Below are 19117 nucleotides of genomic sequence, written 5' to 3' on the forward strand. Positions count from 1 at the left end.
TCTCGGATTGGATGAGTCTTGGTTTTAACGCAGAGCGGCAAAAATGATGGATGGTCGGTTTCTAATGTCTCGTTACGCCAGTCGCCGGGCGACGCTTCTTTCGTGACGCTATTAAGAGCGGGATTGGTGACATTGATGTGCTCAGCGATTAGCATGCCCGCGTTGTCAGACACATTCCAGCCGTTTGTCCAGGCGGGTATCGATCATGACGACAATCTGTTCCGCACGCCCGAAGGGCAGACGCGGGGCAGTAATGGCGGTTCCGATACCGCCCGGACGGTAGGTGGCGGGACCCGGTTCGAACTCCCCGTCAGTCGCCAGTTATTCAGCGGTATTGCGGAAGCGGTGTCCGTCAAATTCGATCACAATCGCCAGCTGGACCATACACGCAAGAATCTGCGGGGCGACTGGCACTGGTTCGTCGCCAGGAACTTCGAGGGTCATATTGGCGGCCGCTACGTGCAGGAGCTGCCGTCATTTTCCGATTTTAATTCCGATCAGCGCAATCTGCGCACGAGCAAGCGGCGCTACGCGGACGGCAGCTGGCGTTTCCATTCGAGCTGGCGCTGGCATGCCGGCTATGCCAAGGATGAATTCTCCTACGATCTGGCATCCCAGCGCACGAGCGCCCGTACGGAAGAAGCCAAATTGACAGGTGTCGATTATCTGGCCCGCAGCGGCAGCACGGTCGGCGTGCAATTGCGCCGGCTCGAGGGAAAGTATCCGTTCCGGTCATCGTTCGGCGGCACCGATCTGTTTGCCAACGGCTACATCCAGGACGAGGCGAAACTCAATGTGCTGTGGTTGGCATCGGGGCGCACGCAGGTTCTGTTTCTCGGCGGCTGGGTCCAGCGCAAGCAGAAATCGGATATCGAGCGCGCCAAGAGCGGCACGAACGCGCGCCTGATTGTCAACTGGGCGCCGACCGGGCGCATCAAGCTGTCAGGGCAGGCCTGGCGCGAGTTTTCCGCCATCGACGGCGCGCTGATCGACAGCGCCCTGAATGACGGCGCGAGCGCCGCGATGACCTGGGATTTCTCCGAAAAAATCCAGGGCGTTGTCGACCTGAAGCACGAAGACCGGACATTCTCACCCTATGGCGGCTCCGGCGCGCAGATGGGCTGGACGTCGACCAGCGACAGCAGCAAGACGCACTCCGTGGGCCTGATCTACAAGCCGCTGCGCAGCATCACGCTCAAGGCGACCGCATTTCGGGACGAGCGCGCCGGTAGCGTGATCGCTGGCACCAGGAGCTTCAAGGCGAACGGCGCCGCCCTCAGTGCGATCCTGGAATTTAATTGAATGAATTTTTGCTAAGTAAAATGTCACAAAAGGCAATTTTCCTTGGTAAAATTTCAATGAATCGCAGCAGCAACGACACTTGGTAAAAGGAATCCGCAGAATATGAAACGAATCTTGCTTGGGATCTTCGCCGCATTACTGGCGTGGGGAAGTGGCAGTGCGTACGCCGATGAGATGGTGCTGGGCGGCGGCGACGTCGTCAAGATTTCCGTGTTCGGCAATCCCGACCTGACGGTGGAAACACGTGTCAGTGAAGCAGGCTTCATCACCATGCCGCTGGTCGGCCAGGTTCCCGTGGCCGGCCTGTCGGCGGCCGCCGCGGAAGCGAATATCGCCACCATGCTCGAGCGGGGCGGCTTCGTCAAGAAGCCCCAGGTCAACCTGTTGATCACGGCGCTGACCAGCCAGCAGGTGTCGGTGCTGGGCCAGGTCACGCGCGCCGGCCGCTATCCGATCGATGGCCGCCGCAGCGTGCTGGACTTGCTGGCGCTTGCCGGTGGCATCGGCCCCGACGGCGGCGACGTCGTCACCGTGATCCGCAAGCGTGACGGCAAGGTGCGCAAGGAGCAGGTCGACACTGCCGTACTGATGAAGAATGCCGACATGACGAGCAACTTCGACGTGCAGGGCGGCGACATCATCTTTGTCGAGCGCGCGCCGCGCTTCTACATTTACGGCGAAGTCCAGAAGCCGGGCATGCTGCGCCTCGAGCGCCAGATGACCGTGCTGCAGGCGCTGTCGGCCGGCGGCGGCCTGACCCCGCGCGGCACCGAACGCGGCCTGCGCGTCAAGCGTCGCGACGAACAGGGCAAGCTGCAGATCGTTTCCGTAAAGGGCGACGATCTGTTGCTGCCGGACGATGTGGTGTACGTCAAGGAAAGCCTGTTTTGAACCGCACGCCTTGCCCAGCCGCTGAGCGCGCCGCGCGCGTGTCATTGCACGTCATCGAAAGCCAATCATGAATCCAAGCCAGTTGTTACTCGCCTTGCGCGCCCGCTACAAGATCGTCCTGCTCGCGCTGGGCATGACCATTCTCGGCGCCGTGGCGATCAGCCTGATGCAGTCGAAGACCTACACGGCCGGGGTGTCGATGGTCGTGAACTACAAGGGCGTCGATCCCGTGACCGGCCTGAGCGCGCCGGCCCAGCTGATGCCCGGCTATATCGCCACCCAGGTCGATATCATCCGCAGCAAGAGCGTCGCACTGAAAGTGGTCGACGACCTTGGGCTGGCAAACAAACCCGAAACGCAGGCGGCATTCAAGGAAGCCACCGGCGGGCGCGGCACGGTGCGCGACTGGGTCGCCGACGGCCTCTTGACCAAACTGGACGTGGTGCCGGCGCGCGAAAGCAGCGTGCTGTCCATCAATTTCCGTGGCAGCGACCCGCAGTATGTCTCGACGGTGGCCAATGCGTTTGCCAACGCCTACCTCGACGTGAGCGTGCAGCTCAAGACCGATCCAGTGCAGCGCGCCAGCGGCTACATCACGAGCCAGATCAAGACCCTGCGTGATCGCTACGAACAGGCGCAAAAGCGTCTGTCGGCCTACCAGAAAGAAAACGATATCTACAGCGCGGACAACCGCCTGGACGTCGAGACGACGCGCCTGAACGAACTGTCGAACCAGCTCGTGATGGTGCAGAGCCAGAGCATGGACGCAGCGTCGCGCCGCCGCCAGGTGGAGGGCAATGCCGGCAACTCGCCGGACGTGATGAACAATCCGCTGATCCAGACCCTGCAAAGCAGCCTGTCGCTGGCCGAGGCCAAGCTGGCCGACACCGCGCAGCGTCTATCGCCGAACCATCCGCAGTACATCGCCGCCAAGTCGGAAGTCGACAAGCTGCGTTCGAACCTGCAGGCGCAGATCCGCAGTTCGTCGAACAGCGTGGTCGCCACCGCCGACATCACGCAGCGCCGCGAAGGCGAGCTGCGCGCGGCCGTGGCGGCGCAAAAAGCCAAGGTGCAAGCCCTGAACGGTGCGCGCAACAGCTTCGACGTCCTGACCAATGAAACGGAAAACGCCCGCCGTGCCTACGAGGCGGCAAGCCAGCGCCTGAACCTGATCAGTCTGGAAGGCGAGTCCAAGCAGGCCGATATCGCCGTGCTGACCGCCGCGACGCCGCCGCTGTACGCGTCCGGTCCACGCATGCTGATCAATATTGCGCTGGCCATCGTTGCCGGCACCATCTTTGGCCTGGGCGCCGTGCTGGTCCTGGAACTGCTGGACACGCGCATCCGTTCCGCATCCCACCTGGCCGACGCGTTCGACCTGCCGCTGCTGGGCGTGATCGGCAAGCCGCGTGTCGCCGTCAAGAAGAAAAAAGTGCTTACGGGACCGCCTGGTGGCGGTCGCGCAGGCAATCCGGCGCATCAGCCTACCGTCTAGATTGGAGCGTCAACCATGAATTCCACTATTTCATCCGTCGCGTTTGCCGCCGACCCGGAGCGCAACGAGCGCGGCGCCAGCCGCCAGCAAGATGACTCCATTGGCGCCATCCTGGTGAGCAGCGGCCGCCTGTCGACCGTCGACGCCGACAAGGTGATGCGGTTTTCGCTCGAGCGCAAGCTGCGCTTTGGCGATGCGGCCATCGAGCTGGGTCTGTTGACCCCGGCCGACATTGACCTGGCGTTATCGCGCCAGTACGAATATGCGTATTTGCTGCCTGGCCAGAGCGCCATCAGCGATGAAGTGATCGCGGCCTACGAGCCGTTCACGGCGCGGGTCGAAGCGCTGCGCGCGCTGCGTCACCAGCTGATGTGGCGCTGGTTCGATACCGGCCCCGAGCGCCGCGCGCTGGCGATCACCGGCGCCGAAGCCGGCGATGGCCGCAGCTTCCTTGCGGCCAACCTGGCTGTGGTGTTCTCGCAGCAGCATCAGCGCACCTTGCTGATCGATGCCGATCTGCGTGCACCGCGCCAGCATGCGCTGTTTGCACTGGATAGCCGTACCGGCCTGGCGGCCATCCTGGCCGGGCGCAGCGGTACGGAAGCGATCCAGCGCGTGCCCGCGCTGTCCGGCCTGTCGGTACTGACGGCCGGCGCAGCGGCGCCGAATCCTTCCGAACTGCTGGGCCTGCCAGCGTTTGGCCGCCTGCTGCGCGATCTGGCTGCCGATTACGACGTGATCCTGATCGATACCCCGGCGGGCGATGCTTATTCTGACGCGCAACTGGTTGCCAGCCGCGCCGGCGCCGCCGTGATCGTGGCGCACCAGGACGCCAGCCAGTTGAAGAAGATGCGCGAGCTGGTCGGGTTGTTGACCGATGCCCGCGTGCATCTGGTGGGAACCGTACTCAACGAGTACTGATCCATGACGATGACCATCAGCCGTTTCATTCGTCCCTGCTTGAACACCCTGACCGCCACGGCGCCAGGGGCGGGGGCATGAGCGCGGCTGCCTCACCGATGCCGGGGATTTCGCGAGCGTTCGGCAAGACCCTGATGACCACCATGGGCATGACCGTGGTGGGCTTCATCTCGTCCGTCATCACCGCACGCATCCTGGGTCCTGAGGGCCGCGGCCTGCTGTCGGCGGCCATCCTGATCGGTTCGATCTCCGCTGGCGTGGCGCAGTTTGGCATGGGCAGCAGCTATGTCTACCATTTTGGCGCGGCCAGACGTTTTCCTTACTTGCGCTTCTTCTTGGGCGCGCTGCTGAGCATCTGCATCCTTGCCACCGGCCTGGCGGTCGCGGGCTTGCGATTGAGCGACGAGGTGCAGCTGCACCGCTTCACGTGGCTGATCCTGGCATTCACGGCGTTCATGGCGAGCCAGAGCTATATCTTTTCACTCACACAACTGCATTCCGATCTCCATTTCTTTAACATCATGCGGTTCACGCAGGTGTTCGGGAACCTGGTGCTGATGCTGCCGCTGGTGCTGTGGTTCGACGTGGTGTCGTTCGAGCAGATCCTGTTCGCACAGGTTCTGATGCTGATCAGCGTCACCGTCATGGGTCTGTGGTGGGCGCGCAAGCACCGGATCTGGCAGTTGAAGGTGGAGGTCAAGGAACCGGTGCGGCCGTGGTTTGTCATGCGCTACGGTTTTCACCAGCATGGCATTGGCATGCTGAGCCTGTTCCTGCTGAACTTCGACAAGATCTTCCTGCTCAACCGCGGAACGATTGCAGAGTACGGCTACTACATGCTGGCGTTCTCCACGTCGCGGATGATCGGCGCCGTGCAGGACGCGATCTCGGTCGCGCTGTTTTCGCGCTTTGCCGGTCGCGATGAACAACAACTGGGCCAGGCCGTTCGCAACGCGTTTCGGGTGAGCTTCTTGCCGCTGTTGGCGATTGCGACGGTGATCGCGGCGGTATCGCCGTGGGCCCTGAGCCTGGTCTACGGCAAATCCTTCGCCGCGATGACCCTGCCGTTCGCCATTCTGCTGTTCGAGTGCGTGATTGGCGGCGCCAGCTGGACCCTCGCGCAGCGCTTCAACGCCGCCGGCCAGCCGGGGCTGGTGTTGGCGCGCCAGTTGATTTCGATTGTCCCGGTGCTGATCGCGATCCCGTTCTTGCCGAGCGAGAACACCTATGTCTACCTGGCGCTCTTGATGCTGTGCGGTGCGTGCCTGCGCCTGGTCACGACGCTTTACCTTGGCGTTACCCGGCTCAAGGAGCCGATGCCCGGTTTTATCCCAACGCGACAAGACCTGGACCTTATGCGCCGTCTGCTGACGCGTTCCAAATAAATCGCATTTTTCGGAGCTACCTTGAAAAACCACCGCTTGATGATGTCAGAACTGCAAAAAAAACACGACATCATTCATGATTTGTTGATTGGTAAAGATTTTCATTACATCGACATCCCGATGCACGACAATATCGGTGATCTGTTGATCATGCAGGGCACGCTTGCGTTCTTCAAGAAAAAGAACCTGTCGCCGAAGACGACGTCGACGTCGTGGGGCTTCGATCCGGCGTGGGTCAAGCCGGGCGATATCCTGGTGTTCCACGGCGGCGGCAACTTCGGCGACCTGTATTCGAACATCAACGACCTGCGTGAAGAGATCATCACGCGTTTCCCGAATAACCGCATCGTGATGCTGCCGCAAACCATATTCTTCACGAGTGAAGAAAAGCGCGACCGCTCGGCGGCGGTGTTCCGTCGCCATCCCGACGTGCACATTTTCATTCGCGACCGGGTGTCGCAGCAACTCGCCGCGCTGTTCTCGGATCACGTCTATCTGGTGCCGGACATGGCGCACCAGCTGTATCCCATCAAGAGCGACAACAGCGCAAAAGGGGTGCTGCGTATCGAACGCGTGGACGTGGAGAAGCCTGTGGTGCCGGAGTCGCTCAAGGATCTGCGCTTCGACACCCGCACGGACTGGGTCGAAGTGGTGGGCGAGGAAAAACGTCTGATCGCCTTTGGCTGGCGCATGCAGGGCGGTTTCATCAAGTATGGTTGGCAACCGTTCCGCAAACGCCTGGGGCCGTGGTACTGGGTGCCGGTCGCCCAGCGTTTCTCGTCCCGGGCGGTGGCCCTGTTTTCGCGCCACGACCATATCGTCACCGACCGCCTGCACGGCCATATCCTGTCGTGCCTGATGGACAAGAAGAACACCGTGATCGACAACAGCTACGGCAAGAATTCCACGTACATCGCTGAATGGACCGGCGAGAGCGATCTGGTGCAACTGGTGAAGGTCTGACCGTGCGGATTGCCTATCTGATCTTGGCGCATAACGATCCCGCGCACCTCCAGCGGCTGGTACAGCGTCTGGCAGCGCCAGGGGCGGCATTTTTTGTGCACCTCGACGCCAAGTCGGATATCAACGCGTTCGCATCACTCGGGTCGGCCGTGACGTTCTGCGAGCGTCGTGTCAACTGCGGCTGGGGCGACATCTCGCTCGTCGATGCGACGCTGGAATTGATGCGGTGCGCAGCAGCGGCGCCGGGCGGCTTCGACCGTTTCGTACTGCTGAGCGGCGCCTGCTACCCGGTGCAAACGCCGGCCTATATCGAAGCGTTCCTGGCTAACCATCGCGACACCGAGTTCATCGAAGTGTTTGCACTGCCAAACGTCCGGTACGAAAAGCGCCTGGAGAGAATCACGCGCGTCTGGATTCGCAAAGGCAAACCCCTTGCGCGGCTGCGCTGGCCGCTGCAGCGTGTGCTCAACAAGATCCTGCCCGAGCGTAACTATGAAAAGGTGCTTGCAGGCGGTGAACCGGTCACCGGGTCACAGTGGTGGTGCCTGACCGGCGAGGCGGTGCATCACGTGCTCGACGTCACCTCACGGCAGCCGGCTCTCTACCGTTTCTGCAAGTTCGTCGACTGTCCCGACGAGTTTTACTTACAGTTCATTTTGTGGAATTCGCGCTTCCGCTCACACATCAGCCATAGCCTGACGTTCACGCACTGGGCGCCCGGCAAAACCGGTCCGGAGATGCTCGATGCCAGTTTCTTGCCGCAATTCGAAGGGCCGGTCGTTCGAGACTCCGAGAGCAATAATGCGCCCGGCGACAAGCGCGAGGTGCTGTTTGCGCGCAAGTTCTCCAGTGCGTCAGGCCCTGTGCTAGACGCGATCGATGGCATGGCCGCGCGGCGCCAGCAGCGGACGGATGATCGGAGACATGTGATTCAACATAAGGTAAGTAATGGCCAAAATTGATATTTTGCTGCCGGTGAAAAACGGCAAGGATTTTTTGGCCGAGGCGATCGACAGTGTGCGTGCGCAGACGGTGACCGACTGGCGGCTGCTCGTGCTCGACCACGGCTCGACCGATGGCAGCCGTGAATTGGCCGAGGCCTGCCATGTGCGCGACGCGCGCATCGAAGTGCACAGCTTCCCGCAGGCGCAGGGCTTGTCGGGCTTGCTGAACTGCGGCCTCGAGATCGCCGATTGCGAATATGTCATGCGCCACGATGCCGACGATGTATGCATGCCGGACCGGATGGCGGTGACGCTGGCCGCATTCGAGGCGCTGCCCGACTGCGTGGCCATCGGTGGCCAGGCCGAACTCGTCGACACGACCGGCCAGCATCTTGGCAATATGGACATGCCGGTGGGCGTGGCGCGTGTCAGCGCGGCCAGCCTGTTTCGCAATCCGGTGGCGCACCCGACCGCCATGCTGCGCTTCGATGCATTGACGCGTCTTGGTGTGCGTTATGGCGCTGACTTCCTGAAGGTGTTGCCCGCGCATCAGAGCATCGAGGTCAGCAACCTGGCCGAGGATTACTTCCTGTTCGGGCAGCTGGCCGTCCTTGGCCGCTGTGCCAACGTTCCGCAGCGCCTGATACGCTACCGCCTGCACGGAAACAACGTCAGTGCAACCAGGTATGCGGACCAGGTTGCACTCTCGCTCGTCATCTCGCGTTTCCTGACACGGTCGTTCTGCGCGCTGCACGGCCTGCCATGGTTCGACCCGGCGCCGTTTTGCAATCACGGCGGCCTGCTGCTCGATGTCGACGGCCAGATGAACTTCGATGCTGAATTCGAGACCATGGCCGGAGCGCTGCGGCGCGGTTTCGGGGCGTCCCCGGACCTGGAACGCGAACTGCGCTTCCGCAAGATGATTTCGACCCGCAACGAGGCGGCGCTGCTCTGGCGATACGGCCGTTTTCGCAGCGCCCACGTGCCTGAAAACGACGAACGTAGCGCCGTGCGCTACTGGCTGTCGCGACGCCTTCCTGGCAAGCGCCGGATCAGCGTTGCCCCGGAACTTGCGTGATGACGTTCCCTAATTCTTTCATGGGTCATACACAATGCGTGCCTGGTTGAGAAACCCGTTCGGAATGCCGCTGTTGACGGTATCGGGGATCGCCGTAATGTGCCTGCTCATCGGCGCCGTCATCCCCGGGTTTGTCGACGTCATGGGCGGGCAGTTCGGTCGCCTGGCCGCCTTGCCGGCCCTGCTGTTGTTTGGCTTGCTGCTGATCTACGACTATAAAAAGTTGTTGATGCTGATCTTGCTGTTGCGATCGGTCGGCGACATGGCGCTGGAATCGACGCAGTTCGGGATCGGCGGCGCGCGCATGGGCATCGGCGGTCTGATCAACCTGGTGGTGATCATGATCGCCTGCATCATGGTGCTGGAAAAGCCGCAAGGTTTCCCGAGCAGGCTGGCGCGTTACTGGACGCCGCTGGTACTGATGATGGGGGTCGGTGTCATCATCTCGTTCGACAAGACCAGTGCCATCAAGCAGTATCTGGGCTTTTTGTCGAATTTCGCCATCTTCATCATTGCCGTGTACATGGTGCGCTCCGTCGAGGATTTCAACAAGGCCGTGCGGATCGTGGTCTGGTCGTCGTTGATTCCATCGCTGTATTCGCTGGTCGATGTCGCGTTGAACATGCATGACAGCGGCTTCCGGCTTCGCTCGACCTTTTCTCACGCCAATGTACTCGCCTTTTACCTGACGCTGATGCTGGTGCTGTGTCTGTATCAGCTCAAGAGCCGCCTGTCGACCATCGGGTCAACGGGGCGCGTGGTGATCTGTTGCTATATGCCGGTGCTGGTGGGGCAGTTGCTGCTGACCCAGACCCGCAGTGCCTGGCTGGCCTGTTTCCTGGTATTCGTGCTGTATGCATTCCTGTTCGAGCGCAAATACCTGCTGTACTTGCTCCTTCTGCCACTGGCGGCGGTGCTCATTCCTTCAGTGTCCGAGCGTCTCATGGATCTGAGCCAGGGCAACGAAGTTGGCCGCTACGCCCGCCTCAATTCCTTCGCCTGGCGGGTAACGCTGTGGGAATCGGCGATTCACTGGATGGAGCCAGCGCGGCTCATCTACGGGTATGGGCTGGGTGGCTTCGAATACTTCTCGTCGACATTCTTCGACATGGCCGGCGACACCAAATGGAGTGCTCACAATGTGTATGTCGAGCAGCTGTTCGATGTGGGCGCGATCGGCTTGGTGTGCTACCTGTGGCTCTATGCGCGTGTGCTATTGACCATCCGCCACTTCGCGCGCATGGATGCGGTGTCCGGTTTCCTGCTGATGGCAGTCGTGGTGCAGTACCTGATCGTGTCGCTGTCCGACAATATGTTTGGTTACCTGGTATTCAACTGGTACTTCTGGTTCACGGTGGGTGGCGCGTGCGCCTTGGTGAATCTGCAGTCCCGGACCAAGCCGGCGTGAGCCGGGTCCGCTGCATCTCACTGTATCTCACTGGAGTAAGCACGTATGAAATACGTCCCAGAGATAAATGGTATCCGCGCGCTCGCTGTACTCGCAGTCTTCCTGTTCCACCTGAACGTTGCCAGCGTTCCAGGTGGATTCGTGGGCGTCGATGCGTTCTTTGTCATATCGGGGTATCTGATCACCTCGATCATCGGTGTCGACCTGGCGCGCAAGCGTTTTTCGTTCCGCGAATTCTACGCACGGCGCATGCTGCGTATCCTGCCTGCCTTGTTTGTCGTGACGCTCGGCACGGCACTGGTGTTTTCCCTGATGTTCCCGCCGAGTACGTCCGACCGGCTTCTGCGCTCCTTGTTCGCCGGTCTGTTGTCGTACTCGAATATCTGGTTCTACTTCACGGTCGATTACTTCGCCGTCAACCTGACCGAGCCGACTTTGCACTACTGGTCGCTGGCAGTGGAGGAGCAGTTTTATCTCGTGATGCCGGTCTTGTTCTGGCTGGCGTGGCGCCAGGGCGGCCGCAAATTCGCTCTGGGTTTCTTCGCTGTGTTGTTTGCGGTCTCACTGCTGGCGAGCGGCTACGTGGTGGTGCACGATCAGCCCCAGGCGTTCTACATGCCCTGGTTGCGGGCCTGGGAGTTGTTGGTCGGCTCTCTCGCTTCTTTCGTGCAGCGTGATCGGCTGCCCCAGGCCTTGCGCCGTGCGCTGGCCGAGACAGGCATGCTGGTCTTGTTGGCGACCATCTTCCTGTACGACGAAAAACTGCTGTTTCCCGGCTTCTCCGCATTGCCGCCGGTAATGGCGACGGTGGCGCTGATACTGGGCGCCGACAGCCGCAGCCTCGCCGGTTGGGTGCTCAAGACGCCACCGGCCCAATGGTTCGGCAAGATTTCCTACTCGCTGTACCTGGTGCACTGGCCGGCGATCTGCCTGCTGTCTCTCGTGTTCACCTTGACCACCAAATACAAGATCGGCATCTTCCTGATCAGCGTGGTGCTGGCATGGGTGTTATGGCGTTTCGTGGAGGCGCGGTATCGGGTTGCTCCGGGGCAGGCCGGGTGGAATAAAGTGTTCGTGCGCACCGGCGCGGTGACCGTACTGTGCGCCATGGCGTTCACCTCCGCCAACCTCGCCGGACTGCGGCTTTGGCAAAGCAATCCGGCTGCGATCGCGTATGCGGCCGTCAACCTCGATACCTCCTACTTCAATCGCAATACCTGCTTCCTGACGGACCAATCGGACTCGCTGCGCTTCTACCGCCAGGACCTGTGCTTGCAATTGAGCAGTGACCGCAAGAATGTACTGGTGATGGGCGACAGCCATGCCGCCAATATCGTCGAGGCGCTCAAGCGCCAATATGCAACGGTCAACGTGATGCAGGCAACCGCCGTTGGCTGCAGGCCGCTGCTGGGCAACCGGGGCGCCAAACGCTGCACCGACCTGGTCGATTACATCTACCGCGATTGGTATCCGCGCAATGCGTCCCGTGTCCACAAGGTGATCCTGGCCGGCCGCTGGGAGGATGGCGACCTTGCCGATTTCGAGCGTTCCATCGGCGCGCTGAAAGCACTGCAAGCCTCCATCATCGTCTACGGTCCGGTGCCCGAATACATCGTGCCGGTGCCGCTGATCCTCGCCTACCAGGAAATCGGCCGCATTCCGCTGAGCATGAATCTGAAGCGTCCGGACCGTGAACGGATCGACACGCTGATGCGCCAGCGCCTGGACCTTGAAGTCGCGTACTTTTCTCCGTACCGGAAACTATGCGGCGCAGTCACCTGCCTCGTCGACGAAGGGGGCGCGTCGCTATACCTGGATCGCGATCACCTCACGTCGCGTGGCGCCGATCTCGCCGTTGTCGGCATGCCGATCGTGGGCGTGCCGGATCAGATCGCCATACGCAAGAATTGAACAATGGAAGGCCGTTGGCCACCGCATCGATAAAGAGAAACATGAAGATTGCATATTTGGTAAATCAGTATCCTAAAATTAGCCACAGTTTCATCCGGCGCGAGATCCTGGCCCTCGAGCGCCAGGGCTATGAAGTGCAGCGCCTCGCCATGCGCGGCTGGGGCGACGAACTGCGCGACGAGGAAGACGTGCGCGAGCGCGCTCTCACGCGCTATGTGCTGCAGGACGGCGCCCTGGCGATGGGCCTGGCTGTGATGCGCATGGCCATGAAGCGGCCGGGCCGCTTCATGAAAGCGCTGGCGCTGGCCTGCAAGATCGGGTTGCGTTCAGACCGACCGCTACCGCTGCACCTGATCTACCTGGCCGAAGCATGCCGGATTGTGCCGTGGATGGCCGAGCATGGCGCGCGCCACTTGCACGCCCACTTCGGCACCAATTCCGCCGAGGTGGCGATGCTCGCCGGCATGCTGGGCGGCCCGGCGTACAGCTTCACCGTGCATGGCCCTGAAGAATTCGATAAGCCGGAACGCCTCTGGCTTGCAGAAAAGATCAGGCGCTCTGCCTTTGTGGTCGCGGTCAGCTCGTTCGGCCGCAGCCAGTTGTTCCGCTGGGCGGCCTACGCCGACTGGCCGAAGGTGCAAGTCGTTCATTGCGGGATCGATCCGGGTTTTCACGCGGTCCCAGTGCGCCGGATCCCGGCCGCGCCGCGGCTGGTCTGCGTTGGCCGCTTGTGCGAGCAGAAGGGCCAGATGCTGCTCGTGCGCGCCGTGCAGGCAGTGGTGGCCAAGGGCATCCCGATCCACCTCGTGCTGGCCGGCGACGGCGAGATGCGCGGCGCGATCGAAGCGCTGATCAAAGAGTGCGCGTTGGAGGACCACATCAGCATTACCGGCTGGATCAATGGTGACCAGGTGCGCGAGGAAATGCTGTCGGCGCGCGCCATGGTGCTCCCGAGCTTTGCCGAGGGCTTGCCGGTGGTGGTGATGGAAGCGATGGCGTTGCGCCGTCCTGTGCTGACCACCTATATCGCCGGCATTCCGGAACTGGTACGTCACGGTGAAACGGGCTGGCTGTTCCCGGCCGGCGATGTCGCCGAGCTGGCCAAGGTGCTGGAAGACTGTCTGGCCGCGTCGCCCGAGCAACTGGAGACGATGGGGGAGGCCGGCTACCAGCGCGTCCTGGCGCGGCACGCGGTCGACACCGAAGCGGCAAAACTGGCTCGTTTGCTCAACATCACTTGCTAACCGTGACGACCCTGGCTCGACCAAGCTTATCCAGACCATGCAGGCCGAGCGCCAATGCGCGGCGCCGGATCGGCATATCGTAGTATCGATCCAGCACCCAGCACAGGGGTAGCAAGAATGCGATAAAGCCGATGCCAACCCACAGGGGCTGGCTGTTCAGATTCACGCCGCTGTCGCGCAGGACGATCGGAATCCATTTCGCCAGCGGCACGTGCAGGACGTAGACGGGATACGATATCAGCCCGAGAAACTTGAAAATCGGCGCGCTCGCATGGCCGGGATTGAAGATCATCGCAACGAGAATCAGGGCAGGGAAGATCGCTGTCACGCAGACGAAGTCGAATATCGCCTGCATCGTGCGATGGGGCGAGGCGCTCAGGAGCAGGGCGACAATCACGAGGATTATCCACGGGACGAATCTCGCGCCAGTCATCTTGCTATGGCGCTGCAATCCACGTGCGCAAAACAACCTCCAGATCAGGATGCCGGCCGAAAAAGAATAAGCGACCCGGCACAGACCCGGCACAATATCTCTGGCGTCATAGCCGAAATTGAGGCTGCCATTCCAATACAGAACGAGCGTGATCCACAGCGCGGCCACGCTCGCTATCGCCAGCAAGACACTGCGGTTCAGCCAGCGCAAGGAAAAGGCATACACGATATTTGCCAGCATTTCCGAAAACAGCGACCAGGCGGGCCCATTGAGCGGAAACGGACTATTCTGCCCGGAGACATTTGGTATCAGGAATAGTGCGGAGATCGCGATCACGACGGCATGTCCAACCGGCGATATATCCATCGCGATCCAATAGACGCCAGTGACCGCGCAGCCGAGCAAATACAGGGGATAGATCCGTACGATACGCATCCATACGAACTGGACTGGCGAGAGATCGCGTTTCAAACGTTCTTGATACGCGTTTGAGATGACAACGCCGCTCAGGATAAAAAAAAGATCGACGGCCAGGTAGCTTTGTTGAAAGTCCAAGCCACCGAAAAATGGTACGTGCCGCACGAGCACGAGCAGCGCCGCAATGCCGCGGATGCCGTCGAGCGTACTGAAGATATGCGTCTTGGCGCGAACATTATTCAATCAGGATCTCCTTTTGGCACGGGAAAGATTCGATCCGGATTGTTTTTATGTGCGCACCGTATTTACAATTATTCTATAACATACCTTCGGTAAAAACCATTAATTATATAATTGGTTAGTCGAGATTGTCCTGGACGCGACACCACTAACGCACTATGGGCGCTCTTCGCAGTGTTCCTCGACCGCGCCATTCAGGATGGCCGGCGATTCGCGCCAGCCTGCTTGCCGGCCAGCTGATTCATCAGATCCGTCAGGCTGGCGGCGGCAGCTGGGAAGCTGAACTTGTCGAGCGAAGCCTGGCGCGCGCGTTGCGATAATGTCTGGCGCAGTGCGGCGTCGTCCCAGACCGCGCGCAGTGCGCTGACCATGGCCGGCACGTCTCCGGGTGCAACGAGGATGCCGTCGACGCCGTCGGCGATATAGTCATTGGTGCCGGCGCAGGCGGTGGCCACAAGCGGCACGCCGCGCATCATCGATTCGATCACCGTCACCTGGCCCGATGGCGCGTCGATGTCGGCGATCGGAATCACGTTGATTCGCGAACCCAGCGCCAACTGGTGGCATTGCGCCAGCGACAGGCCGGAGCGGAAGCTCACGCAGGGCGGCGGATCGATGTGGGCGGTGGCGTGTGGGCCGGCCACAATGATGGTCTTGTAGCCTAGCTGGCCTGCAGCTTCGGCCAGAAGCGCATAGTCGCGGTTGGCCGTACCGAGCGCAACGATGTAAGGCTCATCCGAATGCTCGGCCCAGGTCTCGCCGGCCGGCAATTCGGCGCTCAGCGGCACGAACACGAAGCGTTCGCGCGGCAGTTGCAACCAGTTGCTGTAGATGTCGATCTCGGCGCGCGAGTGCACCACGAACACATCCACCGCCGGCAGGCAGAAGCGCGCCAGTTTCCCCTTGATGCCGCCGTAAGGCTGGGCCAGGTTAAAGCACCAGGCGATCAATGGCAGGTTCTTGCGCCCGCTGAGACGCTTCAATAGCGCGACGATTACCGCCAGTTGCGGGAACGTGGTGACGATGCCGGTCGGGCGCTTGCCGAATGTCTGCACAAAGCCTTGCCAGCCGTGGCGCAGGTAATCGAGCCACTGGCGTCCCGACGATACGGCGCGTGAACGGTCATGCTCGTAGAGGGCGGGAATCTGATGGGTGCGGTGATGCCGGGCATCGATGAAAGGCATCAACCAGCCGGGTTCCGTGGTCTTGACGAACGGCGACAATACAATCCAATCCATGCTGTTCTTATCTTGGTGTCATGAGCCCTGGGGCGGTTGACGGCGTCGCTACGCCATCGAGTCCCTCGAGCAAAAATTTAACATTCTGCAAACGCATGGCGCGCCGCGCTTCAGCGCCCTGCGCCTGCACACTCAGCGGTGCGCCGACCTTGCTCTGGTGGCCGTACAGCAGCAGCAGCAGGCCCAGCGCTGCACTGTCGAGGCTGCAATCGGCCAGCAACTCGAGGCGGATGTGGCGCCGCTGTCCGGTCGCGCGCGCCAATGCCGCGCGCAGTTCTGCCAGCCCAGCATCGTGCCACGCGCCGCCCAGTGTCAGGGCATAGTGCCGGCCATCGTCCCGTTCGTGGAGTACTGGCGGCGCCGTGGCGGCCCGGGCTTTGCGGGCAGCCAGCGCCCCGGGCAGGGCCCGGGTGGTAAGCAGGCGCAGCAGCGCTACGCCGTCGCTCCAGTAGCGCCGCCACAAGGCCGGTTCTTCTTTGATCCGCCATAACCATTCCAGGCCAAACCGGCCCACGCCGGCGGGCGCGCGGCTGACGGTGCCGGCAACGAAATTGACCACCGCGCCCAGATGGCTGATCAACGGTGTCTGCAGCGCGTCCAGGTTGTGTTCGATCCAGGCCTGGCCGCGCTTGGCGCCCAGCGCCACCACCAGCAGGTCGGCATCGCTGGCATTGATCTGCTCGATCACGGCGGGCGTGCTCATCTCTGCCAGCGTGCCGAAACCAGGCGAGTACGCGCCCACGCAGCGCATGCCCCCCTGATCGGCGTTCAGGGCATCGGCTGCCTGCTGCGCCACGCCGTCCGGTCCACCGAAGAAATACACCTTGAGTGGCGTGGTGCGTTGCGCGCGCAGTTGTTCGAAAACGGTGGAGCCGGCAACCCGTTCGGTGAACGGCAAGCCGAGCAACCGGGCCAGCCAGATCACGGGCATTCCGTCCGCCAATGACAGGGAGGAGCGCATCACGGAGTCGCGAAACGCCGGATCCTGCCCGCTGGCGATCAAGAAATTCAGGTTGGGCGTCGAGAAGAAGCAGCGCTCGCCATCGCGCGCGCGCGCCAGCAACAGCTGCACGGTTTGCCCGGTATCGATCGCATCGAACGGCAAGCCGAGCACGCAATACACGCGGCGCGTGAAGTCGGTCGCGACAGGATCGCTGGCGGACGGCGCCGCTTGAAGATTATTCGCTATCACGTTTGGACCTCACCCAGGCAACTTGACGCTGGAACAGAAAGCGGAAATACAGCGGTATTTTCGCCAAGACATAGACGACGGCCAATCCGAGTTCCTTGCCGCTCAGCACTGCGCGCCCGTGGCGCGACCATGCAAGCAGGATGGCCGCGCCGAGCATTGCCCCCGCCAGCAGGGCGACCACCAGCGGCGCAATCGGGCCGCCAAACAGGGCAAGCAACACGCCCAGGCCAGCCAGCGAACACACCAGAAGAACCAGCAAGGCCAGCGGCGGTACGCACAGATCGAGACCGAAGGCAAACAGACTGGCGCTGGCGCGGCGAACCCCGGCGAACAAGGTGGCGGGCGCCAGGCTGGTGATCATGCTCAGATGGCCATGCTCCCAGCGCGTACGCTGGCTCTGCACGCCCTCGTTGCTGGTCGGGAAAACACTGTGGACCAGCGCATGAGGGCAAAACATGGGCGCGCTGCCAGCGACTGCCAGGTCTGCCCCGAGCTTCATGTCCTCGACGATATGGCCAGTGGCCAGGCGCGCGGCACTGATTGTCTGCCAGGGAAAGGCCATGCCGGTGCCCATCAGCTGGCATGGCCAGTGGAGGCGGAACCAGCCAAGCGGCCGGACCTTGTTCTTCACGATCCAGGCAAATTCGGCAATCTTCTTCAGTGCGCTGGCCCCGGCCGGTGAGTGCATCAGGTACAGCGCCTGCACGGGACGATGGTGTTGCGCAGCCAGGCCTGCGAGGCGCGCGATGGCGCCGTCGGCAACGATACAGTCGGCATCGACAATTACCACCACGTCAGGCGGTGTGGCCGCGAGCGCCTGGACGCCGAAGTCCAGCGCGTATCCCTTGCCGCGCAATTGGTCATGGTGGCGTTCGATCACGTCAACGCCGGCCATGCGGGCGACGTCGGCGGTCCGGTCGCGGCAATTGTCGGCAACCACCAGGATGCGGTCGCCCGGGGCGAGCTGCGGCTGGAGGCTGGCCAGCGTTGCCAGCAGGCCCGCTTCTTCATTGTGGGCCGGTATCAATATGGCAGTGCGTGGACGCGAACGGGGCAGCGCAGCGGCGGCCCGCACGGGGAACAGCGCCAGCAGCACCTGTGCCAGCAGCACCAATACTGGTACGGACACGATGCAAAGTACCACTAGCAAAGCGGTCGAAAGGGCAGATATCAAGTTGATCCTTCCTGGAGTCGAGCGACGCGAATGCGCGAAGCGTTGGGTGCAGATCTGCCTGCCTGACCCTTGGGGAATGGTCACGCCAACCAATGTTGCTGGTCAGCACGTCGATGTCCTAGTGACCTCGATCAATATAATAAACGCAATTTCTGCTTAGCGATAAGTTATGCGAAAACTTTTCTTTTAGTGATTTATGGGTGAGGGTTGCACCGGGGCCCCAAGGAGCCGCCGTCGCGTCTGGCTGCTTTTGAGGAAGCTAGTCGACAGGCTTGGGCTGCGCCTTGGGAATGTTAATCACACGTGCCGGCGACCCCACTGCCGTACTTCCATCTGGCATATCGTGTAACACGACCGACATGGCGCCGATGCGGCAATTGTTGCCGATCTTGATGCCACCCAGAATTTGCGCGTAGGCGCCGAGTTCGACATTGTCACCCAGCACAGGCACCGGACCGTCGACGTAGCGGTTTCCGATCGTCACCCCCTGGCGCACGGTGCAGTTCGCGCCGATGATCGTGTCGGGGTGAATGAAGATATTTCCGAAATGCCAAATACGCAAGCCAGGACCGATGGTGGCGGCCTTGGGAAGGCTGACGCCAGTGAATGTCTCGATCAGGCGGAAAGCCAGCCAATACAGTTTCATGAGGCATTTTTTGCCCAGGCCGTCCGGGCGCAAGTCAAGACGACGCCCACGTCGATACAACCAGACAGCCCAGATTGACTGCTCGCTGAGGAACGGGCGCCGCAAGCCATACCGTGCCAGATCGCAGTCCCAATCGTGCCTATCCTGCATTATGTCCTCGAGGTAAGATTCCGCAAGGGCGTAGTGTAACGAATTTTTTCGCTCACGAAATTCTTGCGAAGCGTAACCACGAAAA

General features: G+C 61.5%; 16 protein-coding genes. 11 read left to right on the plus strand and 5 right to left on the minus strand.

Going from position 1 to position 19117, the window contains the following annotated elements:
* The first annotated feature begins 18 nt into the window (after positions 1–18).
* The 11 genes from epsL to AB2N08_RS00500 all read left to right on the plus strand — a co-directional run bounded on the left by epsL (position 19) and on the right by AB2N08_RS00500 (position 13542).
* Positions 19–1302, plus strand: a complete 1284-nt coding sequence (gene epsL, locus AB2N08_RS00450; RefSeq protein WP_367608661.1) for an XrtB/PEP-CTERM-associated polysaccharide biosynthesis outer membrane protein EpsL — start codon at positions 19–21, stop codon at positions 1300–1302.
* Positions 1303–1404: 102 nt separating this feature from the next.
* Complete coding sequence (gene epsE / locus AB2N08_RS00455; protein WP_367608662.1) at positions 1405–2193, plus strand: polysaccharide export protein EpsE; 789 nt, start codon at positions 1405–1407, stop codon at positions 2191–2193.
* 67 nt (positions 2194–2260) lie between these two features.
* Positions 2261–3688: a chain length determinant protein EpsF gene (gene epsF / locus AB2N08_RS00460; RefSeq protein WP_367608663.1), complete on the plus strand. Its 1428-nt coding sequence runs from the start codon at positions 2261–2263 to the stop codon at positions 3686–3688.
* Between the two features lie 15 nt (positions 3689–3703).
* On the plus strand, positions 3704–4609 hold the full coding sequence (epsG, locus tag AB2N08_RS00465) for a chain length determinant protein tyrosine kinase EpsG (RefSeq protein WP_367608664.1): 906 nt from the start codon (positions 3704–3706) through the stop codon (positions 4607–4609).
* Positions 4610–4686: 77 nt separating this feature from the next.
* On the plus strand, positions 4687–5994 hold the full coding sequence (locus AB2N08_RS00470; RefSeq protein ID WP_367608665.1) for a lipopolysaccharide biosynthesis protein: 1308 nt from the start codon (positions 4687–4689) through the stop codon (positions 5992–5994).
* A 21-nt stretch (positions 5995–6015) separates the two neighbouring features.
* Positions 6016–6957 carry a polysaccharide pyruvyl transferase family protein gene (locus AB2N08_RS00475; protein ID WP_367608666.1) on the plus strand — a complete coding sequence of 314 codons (942 nt, stop codon included), beginning with the start codon at positions 6016–6018 and terminating at the stop codon, positions 6955–6957.
* Positions 6958–6959: 2 nt separating this feature from the next.
* Complete coding sequence (locus tag AB2N08_RS00480) at positions 6960–7919, plus strand: beta-1,6-N-acetylglucosaminyltransferase (protein WP_367608667.1); 960 nt, start codon at positions 6960–6962, stop codon at positions 7917–7919.
* On the plus strand, positions 7906–8979 hold the full coding sequence (locus AB2N08_RS00485; RefSeq protein ID WP_367608668.1) for a glycosyltransferase family 2 protein: 1074 nt from the start codon (positions 7906–7908) through the stop codon (positions 8977–8979). The genes AB2N08_RS00480 and AB2N08_RS00485 overlap by 14 nt, the downstream gene beginning before the upstream one ends.
* A 97-nt stretch (positions 8980–9076) precedes the next feature.
* A complete protein-coding gene (locus AB2N08_RS00490; RefSeq protein WP_367608669.1) occupies positions 9077–10387 on the plus strand; it encodes an O-antigen ligase family protein in 1311 nt (436 codons plus the stop codon).
* 45 nt (positions 10388–10432) lie between these two features.
* Positions 10433–12298, plus strand: a complete 1866-nt coding sequence (locus tag AB2N08_RS00495) for an acyltransferase family protein (RefSeq protein WP_367608670.1) — start codon at positions 10433–10435, stop codon at positions 12296–12298.
* 41 nt (positions 12299–12339) lie between these two features.
* On the plus strand, positions 12340–13542 hold the full coding sequence (locus tag AB2N08_RS00500; protein ID WP_367608671.1) for a glycosyltransferase: 1203 nt from the start codon (positions 12340–12342) through the stop codon (positions 13540–13542).
* Here the strand turns inward: AB2N08_RS00500 and AB2N08_RS00505 are convergent.
* The 5 genes from AB2N08_RS00505 to AB2N08_RS00525 all read right to left on the minus strand — a co-directional run bounded on the left by AB2N08_RS00505 (position 13532) and on the right by AB2N08_RS00525 (position 19032).
* On the minus strand, positions 13532–14635 hold the full coding sequence (locus AB2N08_RS00505) for an acyltransferase family protein (protein ID WP_367608672.1): 1104 nt from the start codon (positions 14633–14635) through the stop codon (positions 13532–13534). The two genes, AB2N08_RS00500 and AB2N08_RS00505, sit on opposite strands and share 11 nt — an antisense overlap.
* Positions 14636–14826: 191 nt before the next feature.
* Positions 14827–15870 (minus strand): glycosyltransferase family 4 protein, encoded by a 1044-nt coding sequence (locus tag AB2N08_RS00510; RefSeq protein WP_367608673.1) that lies wholly within the window; start codon positions 15868–15870, stop codon positions 14827–14829.
* A 7-nt stretch (positions 15871–15877) separates the two neighbouring features.
* Positions 15878–17062, minus strand: a complete 1185-nt coding sequence (locus AB2N08_RS00515; RefSeq protein ID WP_367608674.1) for a WecB/TagA/CpsF family glycosyltransferase — start codon at positions 17060–17062, stop codon at positions 15878–15880.
* Complete coding sequence (locus tag AB2N08_RS00520) at positions 17049–18173, minus strand: glycosyltransferase family 2 protein (RefSeq protein WP_367608675.1); 1125 nt, start codon at positions 18171–18173, stop codon at positions 17049–17051. Before AB2N08_RS00520 ends, AB2N08_RS00515 begins: the two co-directional genes overlap by 14 nt.
* Before the next feature lie 322 nt (positions 18174–18495).
* Positions 18496–19032, minus strand: a complete 537-nt coding sequence (locus AB2N08_RS00525) for a serine O-acetyltransferase (RefSeq protein WP_367608676.1) — start codon at positions 19030–19032, stop codon at positions 18496–18498.
* Between the last annotated feature and the right edge of the window lie 85 nt (positions 19033–19117).

The organism is Massilia aurea (assembly GCF_040790145.1).
Classification (GTDB): domain Bacteria; phylum Pseudomonadota; class Gammaproteobacteria; order Burkholderiales; family Burkholderiaceae_D; genus Telluria; species Telluria aurea_C.

Excerpts from the sequence above, each read along its gene's own strand:
- epsE (WP_367608662.1), top strand. The coding sequence starts at position 1,405 with ATGAAACGAATCTTGCTTGGGATCTTCGCCGCATTACTGGCGTGGGGA.
- epsF (WP_367608663.1), top strand. The coding sequence starts at position 2,261 with ATGAATCCAAGCCAGTTGTTACTCGCCTTGCGCGCCCGCTACAAGATC.
- epsG (WP_367608664.1), top strand. The coding sequence starts at position 3,704 with ATGAATTCCACTATTTCATCCGTCGCGTTTGCCGCCGACCCGGAGCGC.
- AB2N08_RS00470 (WP_367608665.1), top strand. The coding sequence starts at position 4,687 with ATGAGCGCGGCTGCCTCACCGATGCCGGGGATTTCGCGAGCGTTCGGC.
- AB2N08_RS00485 (WP_367608668.1), top strand. The coding sequence starts at position 7,906 with ATGGCCAAAATTGATATTTTGCTGCCGGTGAAAAACGGCAAGGATTTT.
- AB2N08_RS00490 (WP_367608669.1), top strand. The coding sequence starts at position 9,077 with ATGTGCCTGCTCATCGGCGCCGTCATCCCCGGGTTTGTCGACGTCATG.
- AB2N08_RS00495 (WP_367608670.1), top strand. The coding sequence starts at position 10,433 with ATGAAATACGTCCCAGAGATAAATGGTATCCGCGCGCTCGCTGTACTC.
- AB2N08_RS00500 (WP_367608671.1), top strand. The coding sequence starts at position 12,340 with ATGAAGATTGCATATTTGGTAAATCAGTATCCTAAAATTAGCCACAGT.
- AB2N08_RS00510 (WP_367608673.1), bottom strand. The coding sequence starts at position 15,870 with ATGGATTGGATTGTATTGTCGCCGTTCGTCAAGACCACGGAACCCGGC.
- AB2N08_RS00525 (WP_367608676.1), bottom strand. The coding sequence starts at position 19,032 with ATGCAGGATAGGCACGATTGGGACTGCGATCTGGCACGGTATGGCTTG.